Below are 25,340 nucleotides of genomic sequence, written 5' to 3'. Positions count from 1 at the left end.
GATGTTTTTTCTTCTTGCAATCATATGTAACGTGACGAGCACCGATCTTCGATACTCTAGAAAGGAGGTATTCCAGCCGCACCTTCCGGTACGGCTACCTTGTTACGACTTAGCCCCAATTATCGGTTTTACCCTAACACGCTCCTTTCGGTAACATGCTTTAGGTACCCCCAACTTTCATGGCTTGACGGGCGGTGTGTACAAGGCCCGGGAACGTATTCACCGCGTCATTGCTGATACGCGATTACTAGCGAATCCAACTTCATGGGGTCGAGTTGCAGACCCCAATCCGAACTGTGAATGGCTTTTAGAGATTAGCATCATATTGCTATGTAGCTGCCCGCTGTACCATCCATTGTAGCACGTGTGTAGCCCCGGACGTAAGGGCCATGATGACTTGACGTCGTCCCCACCTTCCTCTCTGTTTGCACAGGCAGTCTGTTTAGAGTCCCCACCTTAAATGCTGGCAACTAAACATAGGGGTTGCGCTCGTTGCGGGACTTAACCCAACACCTCACGGCACGAGCTGACGACAGCCATGCAGCACCTAGTTTCGTGTCCCGAAGGACGAGTGCGTCTCTGCACTCTTCACTAACTTTCAAGCCCGGGTAAGGTTCCTCGCGTATCATCGAATTAAACCACATGCTCCTCCGCTTGTGCGGGCCCCCGTCAATTCCTTTGAGTTTCACCCTTGCGGGCGTACTCCCCAGGTGGATAACTTAACGCTTTCGCTGGGACGCTGGCTGTCTATCGCCAACATCGAGTTATCATCGTTTAGGGCGTGGACTACCAGGGTATCTAATCCTGTTCGATCCCCACGCTTTCGTGCATCAGCGTCAATACCAGCTTAGTGAGCTGCCTTCGCAATCGGAGTTCTAAGACATATCTATGCATTTCACCGCTACTTGTCTTATTCCGCCCACTTCAAATGGATTCAAGCCCATCAGTATCAAAGGCACTGCGATGGTTGAGCCACCGTATTTCACCCCTGACTTAATAGGCCGCCTACGCACCCTTTAAACCCAATAAATCCGGATAACGCTCGGATCCTCCGTATTACCGCGGCTGCTGGCACGGAGTTAGCCGATCCTTATTCTTCCAGTACATTCAGCTAGATACACGTATCTAGGTTTATTCCTGGACAAAAGCAGTTTACAACCCATAGGGCAGTCTTCCTGCACGCGGCATGGCTGGTTCAGGCTTCCGCCCATTGACCAATATTCCTTACTGCTGCCTCCCGTAGGAGTCTGGTCCGTGTCTCAGTACCAGTGTGGGGGATTCTCCTCTCAGAGCCCCTAGACATCGTCGCCTTGGTAAGCCGTTACCCTACCAACTAGCTAATGTCACGCGAGCCCATCTCTATCCTATAAATATTTAATAATTCCTCGATGCCGGGAAATTATATTATGCGGTGTTAATCTCTCTTTCGAGAGGCTATCCCCCTGATAGAGGTAGGTTGCTCACGCGTTACGCACCCGTGCGCCACTCTCACCATCTTCGAGCAAGCTCTCCGATGGATCCCGTCCGACTTGCATGTATTAGGCCTGCCGCTAGCGTTCATCCTGAGCCAGGATCAAACTCTCCATTGTAAAATGAAGTTTTTGATTCCAACTATTTATAATAATCAGAATTCTTTTTTTATATCTCTGATCTTGGATCGAATTGAACGAATTACTTGAATTTGTTCATGACTTTCGTTTGTCTACTCGTCACGCTTACATGATTGTGTTTTCTTAAAGAACTTTTGTCGCTTCAACTTCCGTATCCGCTATATTCCGATGGCATTGCGCCGTCTTTTTCTTTTTTTGTTTTTCCCTTCGTTTCCGTTGGGACTGCAAAGGTAGAAATCTTTTCTGAACTTCCAAAAACTTTTTGAAGTTTTTTTTCTTTTCCCTTTTTTCGATTTCCGCGTTTAAACTTAAACCGGGCGGGATTTTTGATCCTGCCAGGCTTCTCTTAAACCCTTCTTTTTTCATGATTCCCTCTTTCGGGGTAACCGTCCCTCCCTTGCGGAGTGGTGCAAAGATAGGGAGTTTTCGGGCAGACTTCCAAGCCTTTTGTTCTTATTTATTTCATTTTGTCCCTAACTACCTGTAACGGTGCGAGATTCTTTTTCATTTTAGCGACGGAAGCTGCAGAGGGAGGCGAAAAACAGCTGATCCTGCACCCGAAATGGGGACAGGGAAGTCCAAGGTACCGTGAAATGGGCTCCCCCGAGGTTTAACGGAGGGATTTCAGCACCGGCGGCAGGGGCAAACATAAGCAACACTTTCTTACCTGTTTACTTAGGGTTAGTTTAGGGTTTAGTTAGGGTTAGTTTAGGTATAGTATAGGTATAAGCTAATCAAAACCTAACTTAATGCTAAGCTAAGTATAAACAAAAGCTAAACTAAAGAATAAGAAGTTCAGAATTATTTTTATCGAGAGGGTAACTAGGGGTCTGCTCGGAGGTAGGCCTCCGGCTGCCGCGCAGGGTCTGCGGGAACCTCCTGTTCCGCTCTCCCCGTCGGCTTCGTGCCATGTTCGGGGAAGATTTGCACTGACTCCGTGTTTTGTCCGTGTTGAGTCCGTGTTCCGTCCGACCCCGACATGGAGACAGAACCCGCTCACGATAGACACACCTTGCTCACAGGGCGAACCTAAGACCTATCTAAACCCTGTCCAGGCTCTTTCAGAGTCAAACATGAGTCGCACCGCAGCCGAAAACAAGTCGAACTGGATCCGACCCCCTGCCCTAGAAATAACAAAGAATAACCAAAAAACAACAAACACTCGGACTAGCATAGGATACATAAGCCGAAAAACTTTTCATTCGCTTCCCATATCCCGGCTATCCTTCGTCTTACTTTGATTTATCTTATTTTTATACACAATTGTGTAGTATTTCAACATCTTGTAGTAAACAGCCCAATGTTTTAAATGAAGGTAGCAGCAAAATTGAACTATCTAGTGCTTTGAGGACTTCGATGAATTCAAATATTCAAAACATCATAGCCTTAAAAAGTAAAAGCAATAACTTATCTACAATAGATCTAGCTATACAAGCGAATAAAAATATCTCATCTTCTATACAACAAGATAGAATCAATCTTTTAGAAGAAATATCAACAAAAACAAATAGTACTGATATTATCAATATTCTTTCTCAAAATAATGTGATAAACGAGAAGGAAAAAGAAATATTTATTAATTTATCCAATGAACTTTATTATTCTGCGGCTCCACAACAAACACTCAATAAATACAGTGGTATTTTAAAAGAGAACGGAATATACAGTAAATACGAAAGTGTATTTTTAGCATTAACATATACTGCAGAAGTTCACCCAGAATTTTTATCTTTAAGAGAAAAAATATATTTGTTAAATCAGCATCAAATAACAAATTGACAAAAAGCTTTTTATCATCATGTGCTGGTGCATCTGTTGGCCTTGCCTTAGCTTTTGTTGGATTAGCTGCTAGTGGAGCTTCTGTCGTTGGAGCTGGTATGGTGCTGTAGGATTTATATATGCAAGTGCTCAATGGGGAGAAGCTTGTCGATAAATTATAATGATATGTTCAAAATAAATAAAAAGGTAATCTTTATCGCTTTTGTAGTATGCCTGTTTTTTTTAGGTTTAGGGGTCAATGATATAACTCATATCTATAGAGACACTCATCAATTGAAATTTGCTGATTTATCACCACTTATACCATACGTCATTTCAGGCTCAATTTTTTTCTATATTCTTTATATAAAGAAAGATAGGACAACTACCTCAGAAAATTAGTAGCTAGGGAAACCTTTTTTTCTAGTTACTAATTTCTTTCTATTACCTCATCTATTAGAACTTTTGAAGTTGCTTTTCATTCGCTACCCATCCCCAGCTAGCCTTCGTCTTGCATTGAAGAGGGATTGGAAAAAGGATAAAAAGGGGATTTCAGAAAAAAAGGAGTGCCGGAAAAGCTCCAAGATAAAAATTATCTCAAAAACACACAGGAAATCCTGCCAATCAAATCCATTGACTAAATCCCAACCGACCATAGATAATGGCTAATTATGAAGATAAAAACGCATTTATACATTTTTTTATGTAGATTTATCTTCTTAAAATAACCACCAGAGCGATGAGCAGAACTACCCTGAAAGATATAGCGTTGGCACTCAATATTTCTGTTTCGACGGTTTCCAAAGCATTATCAGACAGCTACGAAATAAGTGAAGCGACTAAAAAGATGGTTCAGGAATATGCCAAAAAGCATAATTTCCACCCAAATAAGTTGGCACGGAGCTTAAAAATAGGAAAATCCAATACAATAGGGGTTATTGTATCCAACATTAGCAATACATTCGTTTCACAAATCCTCGATGGAATTCAAATAGCCTCTCAACAGACGGTCTATGACGTTATTTTCATGCAAAGCCGGGAAGACGAACGGATCGAAAAAAATTGTATTGACGTCTTACGCATGCGCGGTATTGATGGCTTAATGATATCTCCGGTTTCTTCCGATTCAAATATTGAAGAGCTAAAAGCATTGATAAAATCGCAGATCCCCGTCGTTATTTTTGATCGTATCAATCACCAGCTCGACACATTCAAGGTTGGTGTCAATAATTTCCAGGGTTCATATAATGCCACAAAGCATCTCATCGAACAAGGTAAAAAGAATATTTTGCATATCACCGGAAAGAACTTAGGTGTGGCAGCCGAACGATTAAATGGCTTCAAATCTGCTTTATCAGATGCGGGGATTCCTTTTGATACTAGACATTATATCGAATGTAGTTTTAATAATACCACCGATATAGACGAAACAATTCGGGAGATTTTGCGCAAAGAATATCTTGAACATAAAAGTATAGATGCAATTTTCGGTGCTACGGATGTTATTACAACTCGAACACTAGGTATTTTGGCTGAGCTTCAGATTCAAGTCCCTTCCGAGGTCGCGGTTATTGGTTTTTCAAACACACAGATAGCAGCTTCCTTAAATCCGGCACTATCCACAATTGTACAACCGGCAACAGAAATTGGGGAACTGGCGACAAATAAATTAATCGCCACCATTAACCAAACAAGACCAATACATGAATTTGAAACGATTGAGCTTCCAACACAGCTCATCATTCGCAAATCTTCCTTATAATTCTTTTGATTATAATCTCGCCGACATACTTAAAACAAAACAGTCGGGAAATAAGAAGTTAGCTCTCCTATTTCCCGACTGTCTTTATGCGACCTCTATTACAGGTCATAATCTCTAATCTTCGCCCGAATTATTGGTATCATTCACCAACAATACCATACTCTAGGCCCCGTAATTCCGCAAGCCCTCTCAATCTTCCAATGGCAGAATACCCTGGATTTGTTACTTTATTCAGATCATCCAGCATCTGATGGCCGTGATCTGGTCTGAATGGGATCGCTGTTGATCGCAATTGATTTTCAGCAACCAGGATTTTCATGATTTTATACATATTGACATCCCCATCCAAATGGTCTGCCTCATAAAAGCTTCCGATCGCATCTTTCCTCACATTCCGTAAGTGAACAAAGTTTACCCGTCCTTTAATATTTTCTAAGATAGCCGGCAGATCGTTTGTCTGACTGGCCCCCAAAGATCCTGTACAAAAGCAGACACCATTAAATCGTTGTGGAACCGCATTCAAAAAATAATCGAAATCTGCACCATTACTGGCGATGCGGGGCAAACCTAAAATAGGATACGGTGGATCATCGGGATGAATGGTCATACATATACCGTTCTCCTCACAAGTTGCCGCAATTCCCTGAAGGAAATAAACCAAATTATCGCGTAAACCATCTTTCCCAATATGTTTATAGGTATCAATGCTCGCCTTTAAGGCATCCAATTCCACATTTTTCTCTCCGGGGATCCCCATTAAGACAACATTTGCCAATTCTTCTTTTTGCTGTTCGGAAATTTCATCAAATCGTAAAGTCGCACGTTTAACAACATCCTCTGGATACGCTGTCTGTGCCTCATCACGTTTCAATATAAAAATATCAAACAGTGCCAAATCAATCCAGTCAAAATACAATGCTTTTGAACCATCCGCCATGGTTAAATCCAATTGTGTACGTGTCCAGTCCAGCACCGGCATAAAATTATAACAAATTGTTTTGATGCCGCATTGTGCAAGATTGGTTAAAGTCTCATTATATTTCTGGAGGTATTCATCGACCCTAGCACCTTTTGTCTTAATCTCCTCGTGTACTGTCACACTTTCCACAACAGACCAAGTAAGGCCAGCATCTTCTATAATGCGTTTTCTTTCTTGAATATCGGCAAGTGGCCATACCTCACCGTGTGGAATATGATGTAATGCCGTAACAATACCAGTAGCTCCAGCCTGTTTGATATCTTGTAAAGATACCGGGTCATTGGGACCATACCAACGCCAGGTTTGTTCTAATTTTCTCATCTTAAAGTTTAATTAAACGCCACACCATGCATTAAAACCACCATCGACAAAAACCGTCTCCCCTGTCACAAAGGCCGATGCATCGCTCAATAGATAGATTAAAGTTCCTTTTAACTCACGAGGGTCACCCAAACGGTTATAGGGAGTTCCGTTAAGAATACGTTTGGTACGGTCGCTATAAGTACCGTCTGGATTGATCAATAAGTTTTTGTTTTGTTTGGTTAAGAATACACCGGGAGCGATTGCATTGACACGAACTTGATCACCATAACGCTGAGCGAGTTCGGTGGCCATCCATTTTGTATACCCATCGATACCGTGTTTTGCAACAGTATAGCCCAAAACACGTGTAAAAGGACGACTGGCTGTAAGAGAAGATATATTGATGATGACACCTTTTCCGCTTTCAGCAATCACACGACCAATAATATGCGTAGGAATCATTGTACCATACAAATTAAGCTCTATTGCTTTAATGGTATCCTGAATATTGCTCGCAAATAAATCTTGATCGGCACCAATTGTTGCACCTGGAATGTTGCCTCCAACGGCGTTTACTAAAGCGTCTATCCTACCCCACTTTTGCAAAACTTCATCTTTCGCCCGAGTGACATCCTGTTCGTTCATGATGTCAACTTCAATAAATATAGCTTCGCCACCAACAGACTCTACCTGCTGGACACGCTCCGCTCCGATTTGTCCATTACGTCCAAGGATTGCGACTTTGGCTTCTGCCTCGGCCAAAGCCTCAACAAATGCTTCGCCTAAAATCCCTGTACCTCCCGTAATTACAACTACCTTATCTTTTAATGAAAATGGATTATTATGCATGTATTTTTATTTCAAATTGGTATTTACCCCCAATTTTATTGATAATAACCTTAATTACAAAAAAAAGTAATTGATTTAATTACGATAACGTTTTAGTTACGTCACCTTCTTTATCTTCCCCTTCTGTCGTTTCATCATCAAACAGAATCCGTATAGAAGGTGTATAGGTATCGTTATGCTGACCGGTTTTATTTGCCCAGAAAAAAGCACATAGGAAAACCAAAGCCAACAAAACACTACAACCGATCAAAATATACATTATTTCCATAACAACTAGAGTTTACGGCGTTTGGCATACCACCTCGTCATGAGACTTGTAAAGGAGATGATCGTTACCGTACTTATTGGCATTAGAATCGCCGCAAATAACGGCGACATAATACCTTGCACGGCAAAGCTCAATCCAATTACATTATATAAAAGAGATATACCAAAGCTCATATGTATTACTTTCACCGCATCTTTGCTAAAAGCAAAGAAATCCGGCATTTTTGAAAATGACTCCCCATCCAGTATCGCATCGCAGCCGGGAGAGAAGTTATTGATATCATCACTCACGGCGATGCCCAAATCTGCTTTACGCAATGCCCCCGCATCATTAAGGCCATCACCAATCATGCAGACATGCTTTCCTGCTACCTGAAAATTTTGAATGGTTTCCAGTTTTTCCATTGGTGATTGATTAAAAAGCAAACTTGCATTCGAGGGAAAAATTAACTGGAGTGCATCCAGACGTCTATCGTTATCCCCTGAGATTAAATGAAGGTCGTATTCGACTTTAAATTCTTCAATCAAAGCCGAAAGGCCATCCCTCCAGGATTGCTCCATGGTAAAATACCCCTTTAACTCCTCACCTATACGAATAAAAACCACAGAACCATCTGTTTTAATATTACCGATATTCAAAAAGTTAGCACTACCGATTTTAATTTCCTTACCACTTACATTAGCCTGCATCCCCTTTCCCGGAAATTCCTTAAAATCCTGTATCGAAATAGCAGAAGAGACATTCAGCCACTTGACGATTTCACGGCTCAACGGATGGCTAGAGTTTCTACATACCGCATTCAGTAGCTTTTTGTCAACTGCCGAAAGGCTACCTTCAAAATAAATTGAGGTTGCTTTAGGCGACGATATTGTGCCAGTTTTATCGAACACCAGAGTATCAATCCTCGCCATCTGCTCAATAGCAGCCGTATTTTTCACATAGAACTTATTTCGATCAAAAATACTTAGCGCTGCAGAAAGGGTAAATGGAGAGCTCAACGCCAACGCACATGGACATGCAATAATTAATACCGCCGTAAAAGCTCCCCAAGCCCGGCTTGCACTCCCATCAACGGCCCAAAATAAGGCAGCCAATAGTGCAATAGCCAATAAAACAACAGTAAAATATTTACTTATAAAGTTGACAAAAGTCTGAAAATGTTTGTCGTAATCTTTATAATTCTCATTATTCCATAATTTGGTCAAATAGGACTGTGAAATCGGTTTGACCACTTCAAGTTCTATCGCTTCCCCCGTCTGGCGTCCGCCGGCATAGATAATTTCGCCTAAGGTCTTACTGACCGGACTTGATTCTCCCGTTACAAAGCTAAAATCTATCGCAGCATCACCTTTTAAAAGCATAGCATCGGCCGGTATAATTTCATTGTTCCGAACCAAGATACGGTCACCTATATGAACGTCAGCTAATTGTACAGGTTTATCCCCCGATTCGGTCAATACTGTTACAGCCACCGGAAAATAACTCCGGTAATCCCGTTCAAATGAGATGTGATAATAGGTACGTTGTTGTACCCATTTTCCGATCAATATAAAAAATACAAGACTACAGAGTGTATCCGTAAAACCAGCTCCTGTCTGCGTGATCACCTCAAACGCGGAACGCAAAAATAACACGAGGATTCCCAGAGCTAATGGCACATCCAGATTCAACCGCTTTTGTTTCAGACTCCAATAGGCCGATTTGAAATAATCCGACGCACAATACAATAAAACAGGGAGACCAAAGGCAAGGTTTATATAACCAAAGAAATTGGCATATTCCTTTTCAAAACTCCCCATTCCAAAATAATCAGGGAAACTGAATAACATAGAATTTCCAAAACAGAAACCGGCAACAGCAATTTTTGCGACCAAAGGATTCAGATTATTTCTATTCCCTTCCTTTACAACATCCTGCAAAGTGATTTTAGGGTCATAACCGATATGGACCAAAAGATAAACCAGGTCTTTCAATGGCAGCCCATTGTGATTGAATGTAATGCTCGCTTGTTTCTTCATAAAGTCCACGCGCGACTGCAGTACATTGGGATTGAGTTTATATAAATTTTCCAGCAACCAGATACAAGAGCTACAGTGAATAGCCGGAATATAAAAGGTGATGATGGTCATCTTATCATCTTTATAATCCACTAATTTATCGGCAATCTGTGGTTCATCCAGATAAGAAAAATCTTCTTGCTTGGATTTATTTGATTTACCCGGGTGCTGATTATAGCGATAATATTGCTGCATACCACTATCGTTCAGGACTTGGTAAACGGTCTGACACCCCAGACAGCAAAAATCGTGATGATCGAGCTGATAACCCGTTTCCTCAATTTTATCGCCGCAATGGAAACATTTTTCTGCAAGTTGTATTTCATCCCTTAGCTCTGCCATACCTTCGTTCTAAATTGCCTGACTAAATAATTGATTTTGTGCTTTTGAACGCAATAATCGCTGATCAAAGGCCATACAGATATTTCTTAAAAAAGAGCGTCCAATAGCAGTACATTGAATTAGGTCGCCGGTAATGGAGACTAAACCATCTGCAACAAGTTCAGACAATTCGTCGATAATCTGCTCATTCAACGGCGCACCTGTCGGCAACTGCACTTTGCCTTTACACATCATATCGAGGATATAACGCCTTACAAGAAGATCCTCCTCGTTGAGTATATGTCCTTTTATAACGGGCAATACCCCCGCATCAATAAGTTTATGGTATTCTTCTACGGTCTTCACATTTTGAGCAAAAGCCCCCCAGGCATCGCTGATCGAAGAGACTCCGATACCGATTAACAAGGGACTAAATCGATCGGCATACCCCATAAAATTGCGATGTAATCTTTCTTGTTGAAAAGCGACAAATAACTCGTCCTCTCTTTTCGCAAAATGATCCATACCGACATCTTCATAGCCATGGGCCAAAATCATTTTTTTTCCAAGGTTATACAAGGCGAGTTTGGCTGCGCCATGAGGTAGATCTGCTTCAGTATAATGCCGTTGACCGGGTTTTATCCAAGGCACGTGGGCATAGCTATAGAAAGAGATCCGGTCTGGACCGAGCAGCATCGCTTTTTGGATCGTATCTTCCACCGAAGCCAATGTTTGCTTAGGCAATCCATAGATCAAATCGAAGTTGATCGACTCAAATCCAATTTTCCGCGCATTCAGCATCACTTCTTTCACTTCCGCCGATGTTTGATGTCGGTTGATCACAAACTGCACAAGTGGATCAAAATCCTGTATTCCCAGGCTCAAGCGCCGAAACCCCAAGTCAAATAAGGTTTCTAAATGTGTGACGGTTGTATTAGCAGGGTGAGCTTCAAAAGAGAATGAACGGTCAGGAGCCAGGTCTGCGTGTTTAAGGATCCCCTCAATCAGTACCTTCAAATTATCCGGATGGAAAAAGGTCGGAGTACCACCACCCAAATGTATTTCCGCCAATAACGGTCTTTCTCCCTTAAATAAAGCGACATACATTTCCCATTCTTTCAAAAGAGCGGCAATATAAGGTTCTTCAACGCGATGGTTTTTTGTAATGCGCGTATTGCAACCACAATACGTACATAGGCTTTCACAAAAAGGAAGGTGAATATATAAGCTGATACCTTTTTCTTTCGACTGCTGGAAAGTTTGGTAGACTTGATTAGTCCAAGCTGCCCGGGAAAATGCTTCATTATCCCAAAAGGGAACAGTAGGATAGCTTGTATAGCGCGGTGCGGCAACATTATATTTTTGCACCAATTCTTCCATTGTAACCTGCGATGTAATCATTTTATTTTATTTTTTTAGCACAGTCGTTTAGACAACAACAAGCTTTACCCACACATTTTTCTAATCCCCATAAGTTGAGATTCCGGACCGTCTGCTCTGCCAGTCCTTTTGGACTCTGATCTTCAAATGGCGCATTGGCAATCTGAATATTCAAATCTCCAGCCTTTACCAGATCGATATGAGCAGTATCCTTACTGCGGGTCATAATCTTATTGATCCCTAACCCTTTTAAATTAAGTAGCATGCTCTCGTCCAACATATCGCTCACGGAAATAACTACCGCATCTTTTCCACGCGCGTAATTCTGTGTCTCCGCATTTAATCCATTTGAAATCAAAGTCAAATCATGTTGTTTGGCATTTGCCAATGCCCAAAACTCTTTTTCAAATGACCTTACATTATATACTACTACTTTCATTCTGATTCTACAATCACCAATTAAGGTTTATCCTAAGAACAAAAGTAAATCATGCATATGGGCAAAAAGATGATATAGCACCACACCTTAAAATGATATTTATCACAATTCACAAAAACTTGCATGATTTCGCTAACATCAACAGCTGTAAAAGTCAACCGAAAGCTATTATATGGCCAATAATCGCGTACTATACGTTCATTGAAACCAATGAAACCAAACTAGTTCAATAAAACGGCATAGCGAACTCGCATTGATACTTTAATGAAAAGACACAAATCAGTAAACATAGGCTATCAGAAAAAAAGCGTGTTCAGAAAAACTGAACACGCCTTTTTTAGTAAATTGATTTTTAAATCTTAGCTGCTGATCGCTACTGCTTCACATCCCGCAGGTTCTTGATAGAATTGATGTATATCTTCCCTTTTTCTTTCGAAATCAGTTTTTCTTCTTTAAAGTCGGAGAGCATACGGGAAACAGTTTCATTGGCTGTCCCTGCAATTGAAGCTAGGCCGTCTCGTGTCACATCAATTGAGCATGCATCAGCCTCATTGATATTAACTCCACTTTTTTCAGCAACGCTAATCAACGCATTGGCGACACGCTTGCGGACAGAATGATAGGCAAAACCCAGCAATTGCTCTTCTTTTTCCCGTAAATCGACAGAAAGAAGCTTTATAAATTTACTGGCTATTGCAGGTTTTTTCCATAACAGCTCCAAAAAACTATCCTTTGGAATCAATACAATTTCACTTTGTTCAACAGCTTCGGCGTAGTCTTCATAATTATCATTCAGCAAAATCGAGGCATAACCAAAGTAATTTCCTTTAATAAAAATCCCCGTAGACAGCTCACGTCCATCTTTATAGGACTTAAAGCTGCGCACCTGACCAGATTTCACAAAATAGACGTACGTTGGCGAATCATCTTTTTCATAAATAGACTGTTTTTTCTTCACTGTTTTCACCCGTGAATTGGCAATTAGCTCTTTTAGCAACAATACCTGCTCTTCGGCGCTCAAACTCAAATCTTCTTCCTGAGGGATATCTGCTGCAAGCTGCTCATGTCTTTTGAGGCGAACATCTATTGCATTCATCAATTCAACATCATCAAAAGGTTTCGTCAAATAATCATCCGCCCCCATTTCCATCGCTTTGCGCATATCTGCGCGTTCCGCTTTGGCAGTCAGAAAAATGAACGGAATTTTGGTTGTACTCTCAATTTTGCTTAACATAAATAAGACTCCGTAACCATCCAATTCAGGCATCATGATATCACAGAGAATCAAATCAGGAATATGTCTTGTCGCCAGGTCGACGCCAACGCGCCCATTTTCGGCTGTAATGACATCATACCTTCCTGTCAACTCCAATATTTCGGTAGTCCCTTCTCGGATATCGATATTATCTTCAATAATTAGAATTGTCTTTTTATTTCTCATCTGCAATTATTTATTCAGTTATGCGAATCTGCAAGTTCACCTTTATTTAAAGCTTACTCTGAATGAAGTTCCTTTGTGTACTTCCGATTCAAATTCCATCTGCCCCGCCATCAATTCGATGTATCGTTTTACAATATTCAAACCTAATCCTGTACCAGGGATATTACCTGTATTATGTGCTCTAAAAAAAGGCTCAAACAAATGTACCTGATCTTCCTCGGGTATACCAATACCATTGTCTTTCACGGATATTAAGCAGCCTTCGTCGTCGATACAAGTTGTGAATTCGATCAAGGTATCTTCTCCGGAATATTTGATCGCGTTGGAGATTAAGTTGACCAATGCATTTTTCAACAAATTTGGATCTAGGGTGAAATGCCCAATTTCTCCGGTATGTTGGTATACAATATGCTGATTTTTCTTACAGATCAATTGCATTTCTTCGGTGATCTCTTCTGCCAGCTCAACGAGATTGATGTACTTCTTATTCATCACAACAATACCCGCTTCCAATTTTTCAAGTGACAGAAAGTCGTTCAGGATACTTGTGAGCAATTGAACTGCACTTTTAATTTTATTGGTATGTTTAATGATATTAGCCTTATCATCCGGTCGTTCGGAATACTTTTCAATCAGAGAAGCCGAAAGCTGAACCGAGCTTAAAGGTGTCCGGAACTCATGCGAGGCCATGGACACAAACCGTGATTTCAGCTGGTTAAGTTCAATTTCTTTTTCCAAAGACTTTGAGACTTCTGCTTTCGCTTTTTCAAGTTCAGATACCAGAGAGATCAGGTCGCGTGTACGCTCACTGACTTTATGTTCAAGTTCGGCTGCATGTTGCTTGAGCATATCCTCGGCAGCTTTCTCACGCGATAAATCGTGAATAAAGCCGGTAAAGATATTCTTATCTTTTAACCAAACCTCACTGACTGCCAAGCGGAATGGAAATGTTTCTCCATTTTTCTTTAAGCCCATCACTTCACGGCCGATTCCGATAATTTTCTTGTGACCTGTGGTTTGGTAATTATGCAGATAACCATCGTGATTACCACGATCAGGTTCAGGCATTAACATGGAGATATTGTGTCCGATCACTTCTTCAGCCTGATAACCGAACAATTCCAAGGCAGCAGGGTTAATGCTTTCCACATTCCCCCTGTTGTCTATGGTAATTATTCCATCAATAGCGTGATCTATTATAGCAGCTAAAAGCCTTCCACCGTCCATGATCGTTGCTTATTTTACCAGTTTCTTGTATTTAATACGGTGCGGTGTCACGTCACCAACACGTTTTTTACGGTTTTCTTCATATTCAGTGTAGTTACCTTCAAAGAAATAAACCTGTGAATCCCCTTCAAAAGCAAGGATATGTGTACAGATACGATCCAGGAACCATCTATCGTGGGAGATCACAACGGCACAACCACCGAAATTCTCCAAGCCTTCTTCCAGTGCCCGTAAGGTATTTACATCAATATCATTGGTCGGCTCATCAAGTAAGAGCACATTTGAGCCTTCTTTGAGTGTAATAGCCAAGTGAACACGGTTACGTTCTCCACCAGAAAGTACACCTACTTTCTTTTGTTGATCAGCACCGTTAAAATTAAATTTGGAAACGTAAGCTCTTGAGTTTACCGAGCGATTGCCCAGCATCATATTGTCGCTGCCACCCGTAATATTTTCCCAAACCGATTTTTCAGGATCGAGGTCGTGGTGCATTTGGTCTACGTAACCCAATTTTACTGTTTCTCCGACCTTGAACGAACCCGTGTCAGGTGTTTCCTGACCTGTAATCAGACGGAATAAGGTTGTTTTACCCGCACCGTTGGGTCCAATAATCCCTACGATACCCGCAGGCGGCAACATGAAACTCAAGTTTTCAAACAAGATACGATCGCCATACGCTTTGGAAATATTAGTTGCCTCAATGACCGAATTACCTAAACGTGGTCCCGGTGGAATAAACAATTCCAATTTTTCTTCGCGTTCTTTCGTTTCCTCAGAAGCTAATTTTTCATAGTTATGCAAACGAGCTTTCGATTTGGCGTGGCGTGCTTTCGGTGCCATACGCACCCATTCCAGCTCACGTTCCAAGGTTTTTTGACGTTTGGTTTCCTGTTTTTCTTCCTGTGCCAAGCGTTTTGCTTTTTGATCTAACCAAGAAGAATAATTTCCTTTCCAAGGAATACCCTCTCCGCGATCCAATTCAAGAATCCATCCAGCTACATTATCCAAGAAATAACGGTCGTGGGTAACGGCAATGACCGTTCCTTTATATTGTTTTAAATGTTGTTCTAACCAATCAATCGACTCGGCGTCCAAGTGGTTGGTCGGCTCATCTAGGAGTAATACATCAGGTTCCTGCAACAATAAGCGACATAATGCTACACGTCTGCGCTCGCCACCTGACAAATTGACAATCTTCGCATCTGGTTCGGGGCAACGTAAAGCATCCATTGCTCTTTCCAATTTCGAATCGATTTCCCAAGCGTTAGTGGCATCAATGATATCCTGAAGTTCCCCTTGTCTAGCCAACAATTTGTCCATCTCATCGGCATTTTCATACACCTCTGGCAAGCCAAATTTTTCGTTGATTTCTTCGTATTCCTGTAAGATGGCTGTAATTTCAGCGACACCTTCCTGAACGACTTCAAGAACAGTCTTTTCAAGATCCAATTGAGGTTCTTGTGCTAAATAACCCACAGAGTAACCTGGGGAGAACACCACCTCGCCTTGGTAGGACTTATCCAATCCAGCGATAATTTTTAATAGGGAAGATTTACCTGATCCGTTTAAACCGATCACGCCGATCTTCGCGCCATAGAAAAAAGATAAATAGATATTTTTTAACACTTGTTTTTGAGGCGGATAGATTTTGTTGACACCCGCCATCGAAAAAATGATCTTCTCGTCTGACATAAAATTTAAAAAAATTCGAAAACTCTTATTATATTAACATACAAATGTAATCTTTTATACTGACATTTTGGACGTATAACGGTCATGGCTTAATTGTTGATGACATTATTTAAAATAATTTTAAGGTTTGAAATGCAGAATTTACTACATTTATATATCCTTAATATAAAACAGAAAGGTATTCAATGGAAGCAAAATTTTCACCGCGCGTAAAGGATGTCATATCGTACAGTAGAGAGGAAGCTTTGAGATTGCGTCACGATTATATAGGAACGGAGCATTTATTGCTCGGATTGATTCGTGAAGGCGATGGTATGGCGATAAAGATCCTTAAAAACATAGGCATTGACACGACAGCACTACGTCAATCTGTGGAGGACGCAGTGAAGGGGGCATCGGTTTCACGCGCTCCTATTGGCAATATGCCATTAACAAAACAGGCTGAAAAAGTTTTGAAGATCACTTATTTGGAAGCTAAAATATTCAAATCGGACATCATCGGAACGGAGCATCTATTATTGGCTATCTTACGAGATGAAGATAATATTGCTTCTCAGATTTTACAACAATACAATGTGACTTACGACATCTTCAAATCTGAAGTTGAGCAAAATAGAACGACCATCAAGGATGAAGCTCCGGGCTCTCCTACCGGCGACGATGATTTTGCTGAGGATGATCAATATATCCAACCTAAAAAAGTTTCGGATATCAAATCCAAAACTCCGGTATTGGACAACTTTGGCCGTGATTTGACCAAAGCTGCCGAAGAGGGTAAATTGGATCCTATTGTGGGTCGCGAAAAAGAAATTGAGCGTGTATCTCAAATTTTATCCCGACGCAAGAAGAACAATCCTTTGTTGATCGGTGAACCGGGAGTTGGTAAATCAGCTATTGCGGAGGGACTTGCTCTTCGTATTGTTCAACGCAAGGTATCACGTGTATTATTCAATAAGCGTGTAGTCACATTGGATCTGGCTTCATTGGTTGCTGGAACAAAATACCGAGGTCAATTTGAAGAACGTATGAAAGCGGTCATGAATGAACTGGAGAAATCACCGGATGTCATCTTATTTATCGATGAGATTCACACCATCGTTGGTGCAGGTGGCGCTTCAGGATCGTTAGATGCTTCCAATATGTTCAAACCAGCCTTGGCAAGAGGAGAAATCCAATGTATTGGTGCAACCACATTGGACGAATATCGTCAATACATTGAAAAAGATGGTGCTTTGGACCGTCGTTTCCAACGGGTAACAATTGAGCCGGCAACGCATGATGAAACGGTTGAGATATTGAATCGTATCAAGGAGAAATATGAGGATCACCACAATGTGACCTACACTCCCGAAGCGATCGAAGCCTGTGTGTCATTAACAACACGTTATATTACAGACAGATTCTTACCAGATAAGGCTATTGATGCTTTGGATGAGGCAGGCTCTCGCGTGCACTTAAACAATATTCATGTACCGCAGTCCATTATTGACATTGAAAATAAAATTGAAGAGGTCAAATTGGAAAAGAACAAAGTCGTTCGTAGTCAAAAATACGAAGAGGCTGCCAAATTGCGTGATACGGAGAAAAAATTGATCGAAGAGCTCGAGAAAGAAAAAATCGCTTGGGAAGAAGAGACAAAATCTAAACGCTATACTGTTTCAGAAGAAAATGTTGCTGAAGTAGTGGCCATGATGACAGGTATTCCAGTACAACGTGTTAGTCAAACAGACAGTCAAAAACTGTTGAATATGGCTGAGTTGATGAAGGGAAGAATCATTGGTCAAGATGACGCTGTAGGTAAATTGGTGAAAGCTATTCAACGTACACGTGCGGGCTTGAAGGATCCTAAAAAACCAATCGGGTCATTTATCTTCTTGGGTCCTACTGGGGTTGGTAAAACAGAGTTGGCTAAAGAATTAGCGCGATTTATGTTTGATACAGAAGATGCACTGATCCAAATTGACATGAGCGAATACATGGAGAAATTTGCGGTATCTCGCCTTGTTGGAGCGCCTCCAGGATATGTTGGTTATGAAGAAGGTGGTCAATTGACTGAAAAAGTACGTCGTAAACCTTATGCGGTTGTCTTATTGGATGAGATTGAGAAAGCTCACCCGGATGTATTTAATCTCATGTTACAGGTGTTGGACGAAGGCCAATTGACAGATAGTTTGGGCCGTAAAGTAGATTTCAGAAATACCATAATCATTATGACTTCAAATATTGGGGCACGCCAATTGAAGGAATTTGGTCAGGGTGTTGGTTTCACCACTGCAGCAAAATCACAACAATCTGATGCGCATTCACGTGGAGTTATTGAAACCGCTTTGAAAAGAGCTTTCGCTCCTGAATTTTTGAACCGTATCGATGATGTGATTGTATTCAACTCATTGACAAAAGAGAATATCTTCAAAATCATTGATATTGAATTAAGGTCATTGTTCAAACGTATCGCTGATTTGGGTTATACCATCAATTTAACCGATGAGGCAAAAGATTTCATCGCAGACAAAGGTTATGACAGTAATTTTGGTGCACGTCCATTAAAACGAGCAATCCAAAAATATCTTGAAGATCCGATTGCAGAAGAGATCCTCAAAGGAAATGTGCAAACTGGTTCAGTTTTGACCGTGAGCATTAATCCTGAAACCAAAGATATTGAGGTTTCTAGCTCAGATTCTAAGTCTTCAAAAGATACAGCTGAGAAGTAAGCTTCAGCCATCTTTAAAAATAATTTCAATAAAATGCACCTTTATGGTGCATTTTTTGTTGTATATGAATTTGGCGTTAAACTTTCGCACTATTTTATCGTCCTATAATAAAAAAATTATCACAAATAACACAAACAATATGAAAAGACTTTTATTCGCAGCATTAATTGGAACCGCAGCCCTGGTTTCATTTTCTTCTTGTAAGAAGGAATATATTACTCAAGAAGTGAACGTTTTAGACGGCACAAGTTATGTATTTCCCGTAAAATCAACTGAATGGGTCAAAGAGGGTACTAATACTTATAGAAAAGATATCGCCATCAAAGATTTAGATAAACGTTATTATGAAGACGGTCATGTTAGCGTGGCCATAAATGTGGACGCTACTCCTGATAGATATGAAGCGATTCCTTCAGAACTATATGGATATCAGTTTTCGTACAACTATTCTATTGGCGTCGTACGTATTTACGCTAACGACGTAAGTGGGGGAGCTCCAGCTGCACCGGACAATATGATCGTTAAAGTTGTTTTAACAGATGCCACTATAGGAAACTAGTAAAAAGATCGTGAAAAATTAAAATGCCTCAAAAGTTGAATTCTTTTTGGGGCATTTTTTTATGTTAACTATCCTTTCAGTAACAACTCCGCATGTTCCAATGCTGCATCTGTGGGATTGGCCCCACTAAGCATCTGAGCGATTTCCTTGACTCTCCCCTCTTGATCTAAACGAACAATGTTAGATATGGTTCGGTTGGCTTTGTCTTCCTTATATACTTTATAATGCGCAGCACCTTTAGCGGCAATTTGCGGTAAATGGGAAATAGCAATAACCTGCATATTCTCAGCAAGACTTTCCATCACCTCTCCTACGCGTAGCGCAACCTCTCCAGAGATTCCTGTATCGATCTCATCAAAAATAATAGTAGGTAATGCAGAAGTTTTAGCAACTAAGGATTTAATGGCCAACATAACACGAGAAAGCTCTCCTCCCGATGCAACCTTATGAATGGATTGCAATGCCTGTCCTTTATTGGCCGAAAATAAAAACTGTATTGAATCCATCCCCGATTCCCGCATATCCCCTTCCTTTAATGGTTCCAGATTAATTTGAAGTCGTGCATTCGGCATACCTACATTTGACAAGGTCGCTTGCACATCCTTTGCGATCATCTCCAGTACCTTTCTTCTGGCTGCTGATAGTTCCTTTGCGTTTTTCTGGGCAATGGCTAATTTAGCCACAACCTCTTTTTCCAATCGCTCCAATTGCTCATCCGAAGAATTTATAGCAAACAGTTTGGATTCAAGATCATCACGTAATTTGATCAGCTCCTCAACGGAGTCCACATGATGTTTTTTCTGTAAGGAATACAATAAACTCAAGCGCTCATTTATTTCCAATAAAGTACCTTCGTCGATTTGGGTATCCTCCTCAAGAGAGCTCAGCTCTGCTGCGACATCCTTCAGCTCAATCCATGTGCTCTTTAATCGTGCAGCCAAATCTGCAGCCTCAGGCAGAAATGAGGCAATGCCTTCCACCTGGCTCATCGTCTCTTTTAAACGGCTTAAAACTGCCGTATCTTCATTTTCCAATAGATTTGATGCCCCAGTTAGTGCACGTTTGATATCTTCTGCATTTTCCAACTGCCGCTGTTGTACTTCGAGTTGTCCCTGTTCATCTGCGACCAATCGGGCGGCGTCAAGTTCATCAAATTGAAACTGAAAATAATCCTGTTCTATTGCAGCTTTTTTTACCAGATCCTTAAATTCTTCGAGTTCTTTTTTTGCTTTCTTATAAGCGAAGAAGCTCTCTCGATAGCTTTGCTTCAGTCCGAAAGAGCCTGCTACACTATCCACTACCAAAAACTGAAAATCTTCTGTATTAATCTGCAATGTTGCATGTTGAGAATGCACATCAATCAACTGCTCGCCTAAAGCTTTAAGGATAGCCAGGGTGACGGGAGAATCATTAATAAATGCCCGGGATTTACCATCGGGAGATATCTCTCTTCGAATAATCGTATGGTCCGCGTAATCGAGATCATTTTCCTCAAAAAAACGAAGTAGCTGGTAAGAACCAATTTTAAATTCCCCTTCAATCACACATTTCTTGGTTGGGTCGAAAAAATGCTTGCCTTCTGCTCTATTTCCTAAGATCAACGATAATGCTCCCATGATAATAGATTTACCGGCACCGGTTTCACCGGTAATCATATTCAAACCTTTATCAAATTGGATTTCCAATTCGTTGATGAGCGCATAATTTCTAATATGTAAGGTATCTAGCATATTCTTGAAGGTCTAATTACAGTTTAGAGGAAATACCGTTCCTCAATCGGATCCTATGTTTCATGAACCTTTCTGTAGGTAATTTACCTAAAACTCAGGCGATTTCAATATATTTTATTTAAAAAAACAGCTACTCTGCTTTAATAACATGCCCACTTTTAATATTCTTAGGTACTAAATACTAAAAATAATATCATTTTTCCAAATTAAAAACTACTATTTTTAGTAAACTGCTTTTATTTTTGACAAAAGAATGTTCTCATTTAGCACTATTGACATGAATAAATCCCTATTTTTATGGCATGCAAGATTATAGTGCTACGCTTAAAAAATACATGCCTGAAGAAGCTGCGCCGATTATATCCAACTGGATTAATCATACCCGCTGCTTATTTAAGATCTCTCGTTCAAGGAGTACCAAACTGGGAGATTACCGTGCACCGTTTAAAGGAAGCCCACACCGCATCTCAGTCAACCATGACTTAAATTCCTATTCATTTCTGATTACGACGATCCATGAATTTGCCCATTTACAAACCTGGAACAAACACCAGCATCGTGTCAAGCCACATGGTACTGAGTGGAAAAATAATTTCAAGGAACTGATGGAGCCCTTCCTTAAATTAAATATTTTTCCAATCGATATTAGCAGTGCCATTCATCGCTACATGGAAAACCCCGCGGCTTCAAGCTGCACGGACCTTCACCTGTTTCGCACCTTAAAATCATACGATACCGTCAAAACCAGTGCCCTTACGGTGGAATCTTTGGAGGATGGCCATTTCTTTAAACTAAAAAATGGTCGTTCATTTCAACGCATTGAAAAGATAAGAAAACGCTATAAGTGCATGGAATTGAACAGCAAACGCATGTACTTATTCAATCCAATAGCGGAGGTATTTCTGCTAGAACAATGATTTTTGACAAATACATTCATTATATTTTTATCTTTGCTAACTTAGGAAATAATTAAAGAGAGCTTTTATGTTACACTTACACTCGACTATAGCAATTGTATTATTGCTAGCCCTGGTGATATCGATCGTGATCACCCTATCAAACTATTTAGGCAACAAACCGTACAACCGTAAAATTGCTTTATTGGGTTTTATCGCATCGCATATTCAATTATTGGTGGGATTGATCTTATTCTTTTATTTAAAGTATCCATCGATGATCTCTGGCGCCGTAATGAAAGATCCGACATTACGTTTTAAAATCATCGAACACCCATTAACTATGATCATTGCTATTGTATTGATCACAATTGGTTACTCTAAAGCTAAAAAGATTGAAAATGCCAGAAAAGCAAACCAAACGGTTGTTATTTTCTATATCATCGGTTTGATCTTGATGCTTGCTCGTATTCCTTGGTCTACTTGGTCACTTTTCGCATAGTCTGCGATAATCATACAAAAAAAGGCCTCACTATCGTGAGGCCTTTTTTTGTATCTTGTAGATCATGGAAGCATAACGGGACGGGATCGTCCACGATGAACTGAGTTAGAAAAAAGGATTAAAATATAAAAGCCCCAGTAAACTGGGGCTTTCAAATATCTTAGTGTTGACTTTTAATTAGTCACGGTTTTTTCCAAATCCCAAAATTCCGAAAACGGTTTTGAATGCGATAAGTGCACCTACGATCATGGAGATGTTAGCTATTGCGGAAAACAAAAAAGTTTGTTGACCCATTGCCGCACATACATCCGGTACAAAACGGATAAATGTACCTATTAAACCTAAAGCGATCGCTACTACCAATGTTTTGTAGTAATGAGTTTGGTTCGCATTATTATCAGTTGTCTTTGGACCTCTTGGTTGTACAGTTTCTGCCATTTCAATTTCGATTTTATTCGATACAAATGTACAAAATAATCTATGTTAGAAAAATAAAAATGAAAAAAGCGGAAACTCAGGGCTTTCATCTCCCAATGCTTATAAATTAACTCGGTTTAGCGCGTTTAAAATTCCCTTAAATGGCGCCATATAAACGCTTGAAAGTTCTACTCAGCGTCACTTTTACCTACAAAACTATTCAACTCTTTATTCACCTCATCCAGCAACTGTTGCTCTGTAGGCAGGTAAAGGTCGTATTGACTGGCAACAATCTGTTTTTGTCCCTCAGGGAGCGTAAATTTGACGACCGCATCGTTTTTACTCGCACATAGTAAGATGCCAACCGTCGGATGTTCATGCGGGAGCTTTTCGATACGATCGTAGTAATTGACATACATTTGCAGCTGACCGATGTCTTGATGCGTTAATTTATGGGTCTTAATCTCAATGATCACAAAACTTTGCAACAAACGGTTGTAAAAGACCAAATCAACAAAAAACTCATCGCCTTCGATATGAATACGTTTTTGTCTAGCGACAAATGAAAAGCCATTCCCTAATTCTAATAAGAACTCTTGAAGATGGGCAATAATGGCGCCCTCAAGATCTTTCTCATAGTAAGCGCTTTCCCGTTTCAAACCCAAAAATTCCAGCACCATCGGATCTTTGATAATCTCCTTCGCATCGGAAGGCATCTTTTCCTTTTTCGCTACAGCCAACACACTTTCTTTATCGTTGCTAAGCAACAGGCGTTCGTATAAATTACTAAAAACTTGTCTTTCGAGCTGTCGTGATGTCCAGTTATTTTTGATTGTTTCAGCCGTATAGAATTCTCTTTGTTCGTCCAAGTCAAGTCGCATTAACAATCGATATTGCGTCCAGCTCAATTGCGAACGCAGTGCGTTCGCAATTGGAAATACCCGGTAAAACTGCCGGAACAATTCAATTTGCCTTCGCGAGAATCCACTCCCAAATTCAGGTTCCAAGGCCTTAGCAAGATATTGGGTCAGATATTTCCCATAATCGGCCCTATCTTTACCTTGCTGTTCCTGCTCAAAAATACGTTTACCTATGTGCCAGTACATTAATGTGCGTTGATGATCGACAGCACGCACAGCATTTTCCTTGGACTGCACAATAATTGCCTTTATATCGGATACTAAAGTTTGATCGGACAACATAATTGTTTATTTTCTTGGTATTACCTCTGTAAATGAATAATACAAAGATAACTATAAATAATTTAAATACTAATTATTTTAGCAAATAATTCCCTGCACATCAAATTTAATTACCCTATTCAAGAATTATTAGCTAAAATGATTCTTTTCTATACTTTTAAATTTCAGTTCCTTTTTAAAATCAACAGAATAGGAGATACGCGAGAATTTACTTTTATTCTATCATAAAGTTTGGCTAACTTCACTGACAAGAAGAAAAGTAAATGAAAATAGCTGACAATTATTTATCTGGTTTAAAGAAAGGATAATATGACAATGGTAACGAAGAAACCTGGAATCATTTTGAACAGATTAAACATGGTGCAAGGAAAACAGATATTTTTATAAATGCGATAAAGCTAATTTAAAAAATCTATTGGATGGATTAAAACGTATAAAAAAACCAATGAATGCCTTTAAATTAAGATATCCTATTATATTGATCCATGGTACTGCAGCTGGAGATAGTAGTTTGTTTTGGGGCAGGATTCCCAAGACTTTCAAAAAAAACAATATTTCATTTTTTTATGGTAAGACCGATGGATGGGGCACCGTTGCTAACAATGCACAGATGCTGAAAAGAAATCTGTCAGATCTTGCAGAAAAAACAGGTGTCACTAAATTTAATCTCATCGCGCATTCTAAAGGTGGGATCGACGCTCGCTATTTTATTTCAACGCTAAAAGGCCATCAAATGGTGGCCTCCTTAAGCACAATAACCACGCCACACTTCGGAACACCAATAGCAGATTATCTAATAGAAAAACATCTATCCGGGGATTCTGTTACAAAAAAACTGATCCAACGTATTTCTTTTTTATTTGGAGGGCAATCTCCCGCCCCAATCGAATTAATCCGAGATCTCAGTGTAAAAAAAATGCGTGCTTTCAACCAGCTCAACCCCAATATGGACAATGTATTTTATCAGAGCTTTGCTTCGACAATGAATAAGCCACAGGATGATTTATTGTACGCATTGAGTTTTAAATACCTAACGGGACTGGCAGGTAAAAATGATGGGATGGTCCCATTAGAAAGTGCAATGTGGGGAGCCAACTTTAAACATATACATGCTTCTCAGGGTATCTCGCATGCTGGTATTACTGATATCACCCGTAACAATATTGGGAATGTACATATACCACAAATCTACTTAGACATTATTAGTGGATTAGGAGCTTTAGGATTATAACGATTA

20 protein-coding genes and 1 rRNA gene are annotated in these 25,340 nt (G+C 40.2%); 7 read left to right on the top strand and 14 right to left on the bottom strand.

Annotation, left to right across the window (positions count from 1 at the left end; translation table 11 throughout):
• Positions 1-60: 60 nt before the first annotated feature.
• A 16S ribosomal RNA gene (locus K2F45_RS08175) occupies positions 61-1,589 on the bottom strand.
• 144 nt (positions 1,590-1,733) lie between these two features.
• Entirely contained in the window at positions 1,734-1,976 is a 243-nt protein-coding gene (locus tag K2F45_RS08170; RefSeq protein ID WP_248933292.1) for a hypothetical protein, read from the bottom strand.
• 990 nt (positions 1,977-2,966) lie between these two features.
• Between K2F45_RS08170 and K2F45_RS08165 the strand changes: the two genes are divergently transcribed.
• Both K2F45_RS08165 and K2F45_RS08160 read left to right on the top strand, forming a co-directional pair.
• Positions 2,967-3,389 (top strand): hypothetical protein, encoded by a 423-nt coding sequence (locus tag K2F45_RS08165; protein WP_075991723.1) that lies wholly within the window; start codon positions 2,967-2,969, stop codon positions 3,387-3,389.
• Between the two features lie 718 nt (positions 3,390-4,107).
• Positions 4,108-5,130: a LacI family DNA-binding transcriptional regulator gene (locus K2F45_RS08160; protein WP_070567173.1), complete on the top strand. Its 1,023-nt coding sequence runs from the start codon at positions 4,108-4,110 to the stop codon at positions 5,128-5,130.
• 139 nt (positions 5,131-5,269) lie between these two features.
• Here the strand turns inward: K2F45_RS08160 and uxuA are convergent, their stop codons facing one another.
• From uxuA to ettA, 9 genes are all read right to left on the bottom strand, one after another.
• Positions 5,270-6,430 (bottom strand): mannonate dehydratase, encoded by a 1,161-nt coding sequence (gene uxuA, locus K2F45_RS08155; RefSeq protein WP_075991721.1) that lies wholly within the window; start codon positions 6,428-6,430, stop codon positions 5,270-5,272.
• Positions 6,431-6,442: 12 nt separating this feature from the next.
• Entirely contained in the window at positions 6,443-7,261 is an 819-nt protein-coding gene (locus K2F45_RS08150) for an SDR family oxidoreductase (RefSeq protein WP_070567614.1), read from the bottom strand.
• A 79-nt stretch (positions 7,262-7,340) separates the two neighbouring features.
• On the bottom strand, positions 7,341-7,529 hold the full coding sequence (ccoS, locus tag K2F45_RS08145) for a cbb3-type cytochrome oxidase assembly protein CcoS (RefSeq protein WP_075991720.1): 189 nt from the start codon (positions 7,527-7,529) through the stop codon (positions 7,341-7,343).
• Positions 7,530-7,534: 5 nt separating this feature from the next.
• Entirely contained in the window at positions 7,535-9,928 is a 2,394-nt protein-coding gene (locus K2F45_RS08140; RefSeq protein WP_075991719.1) for a heavy metal translocating P-type ATPase, read from the bottom strand.
• A gap of 9 nt (positions 9,929-9,937) precedes the next feature.
• Positions 9,938-11,308: an oxygen-independent coproporphyrinogen III oxidase gene (gene hemN / locus K2F45_RS08135; RefSeq protein WP_172840661.1), complete on the bottom strand. Its 1,371-nt coding sequence runs from the start codon at positions 11,306-11,308 to the stop codon at positions 9,938-9,940.
• A 1-nt stretch (position 11,309) separates the two neighbouring features.
• Positions 11,310-11,726, bottom strand: coding sequence for a Rossmann-fold NAD(P)-binding domain-containing protein (locus tag K2F45_RS08130; protein WP_070567181.1), 417 nt, complete (start codon positions 11,724-11,726; stop codon positions 11,310-11,312).
• A gap of 373 nt (positions 11,727-12,099) precedes the next feature.
• Complete coding sequence (locus tag K2F45_RS08125) at positions 12,100-13,167, bottom strand: response regulator (RefSeq protein ID WP_248933291.1); 1,068 nt, start codon at positions 13,165-13,167, stop codon at positions 12,100-12,102.
• 42 nt (positions 13,168-13,209) lie between these two features.
• The gene (locus K2F45_RS08120) at positions 13,210-14,394 is read right to left on the bottom strand and encodes a PAS domain-containing sensor histidine kinase (RefSeq protein WP_075991717.1); all 1,185 of its coding nucleotides are present in this window, start codon (positions 14,392-14,394) and stop codon (positions 13,210-13,212) included.
• Positions 14,395-14,403: 9 nt separating this feature from the next.
• Positions 14,404-16,086: an energy-dependent translational throttle protein EttA gene (gene ettA / locus K2F45_RS08115; protein WP_046672222.1), complete on the bottom strand. Its 1,683-nt coding sequence runs from the start codon at positions 16,084-16,086 to the stop codon at positions 14,404-14,406.
• A gap of 185 nt (positions 16,087-16,271) precedes the next feature.
• On the opposite strand from ettA, the gene K2F45_RS08110 reads away from it, so the two are divergent.
• Both K2F45_RS08110 and K2F45_RS08105 read left to right on the top strand, forming a co-directional pair.
• Positions 16,272-18,797: an ATP-dependent Clp protease ATP-binding subunit gene (locus K2F45_RS08110; RefSeq protein WP_075991716.1), complete on the top strand. Its 2,526-nt coding sequence runs from the start codon at positions 16,272-16,274 to the stop codon at positions 18,795-18,797.
• Between the two features lie 139 nt (positions 18,798-18,936).
• Complete coding sequence (locus K2F45_RS08105) at positions 18,937-19,356, top strand: hypothetical protein (protein WP_075994693.1); 420 nt, start codon at positions 18,937-18,939, stop codon at positions 19,354-19,356.
• A 68-nt stretch (positions 19,357-19,424) separates the two neighbouring features.
• Here the strand turns inward: K2F45_RS08105 and recN are convergent, their stop codons facing one another.
• Positions 19,425-21,086, bottom strand: a complete 1,662-nt coding sequence (recN, locus tag K2F45_RS08100) for a DNA repair protein RecN (RefSeq protein ID WP_075991715.1) — start codon at positions 21,084-21,086, stop codon at positions 19,425-19,427.
• Between the two features lie 302 nt (positions 21,087-21,388).
• On the opposite strand from recN, the gene K2F45_RS08095 reads away from it, so the two are divergent.
• Entirely contained in the window at positions 21,389-22,003 is a 615-nt protein-coding gene (locus K2F45_RS08095) for a SprT-like domain-containing protein (protein WP_075991714.1), read from the top strand.
• Between the two features lie 67 nt (positions 22,004-22,070).
• Positions 22,071-22,484, top strand: coding sequence for a hypothetical protein (locus K2F45_RS08090; protein WP_075991713.1), 414 nt, complete (start codon positions 22,071-22,073; stop codon positions 22,482-22,484).
• Positions 22,485-22,661: 177 nt separating this feature from the next.
• Here K2F45_RS08090 and K2F45_RS08085 read toward each other — a convergent pair whose 3' ends face one another.
• Both K2F45_RS08085 and K2F45_RS08080 read right to left on the bottom strand, forming a co-directional pair.
• Complete coding sequence (locus tag K2F45_RS08085; protein ID WP_075991712.1) at positions 22,662-22,922, bottom strand: hypothetical protein; 261 nt, start codon at positions 22,920-22,922, stop codon at positions 22,662-22,664.
• A gap of 167 nt (positions 22,923-23,089) precedes the next feature.
• Positions 23,090-24,103: a PDDEXK nuclease domain-containing protein gene (locus K2F45_RS08080; RefSeq protein WP_075991711.1), complete on the bottom strand. Its 1,014-nt coding sequence runs from the start codon at positions 24,101-24,103 to the stop codon at positions 23,090-23,092.
• Between the two features lie 445 nt (positions 24,104-24,548).
• On the opposite strand from K2F45_RS08080, the gene K2F45_RS08075 reads away from it, so the two are divergent.
• A complete protein-coding gene (locus K2F45_RS08075; protein WP_075991710.1) occupies positions 24,549-25,334 on the top strand; it encodes an alpha/beta hydrolase in 786 nt (261 codons plus the stop codon).
• Positions 25,335-25,340: the final 6 nt, after the last annotated feature.

This window comes from Sphingobacterium siyangense (assembly GCF_023277505.1).
GTDB classification, from domain to species: domain Bacteria; phylum Bacteroidota; class Bacteroidia; order Sphingobacteriales; family Sphingobacteriaceae; genus Sphingobacterium; species Sphingobacterium siyangense.
This window is presented reverse-complemented; position numbering and strand designations above follow the sequence as displayed.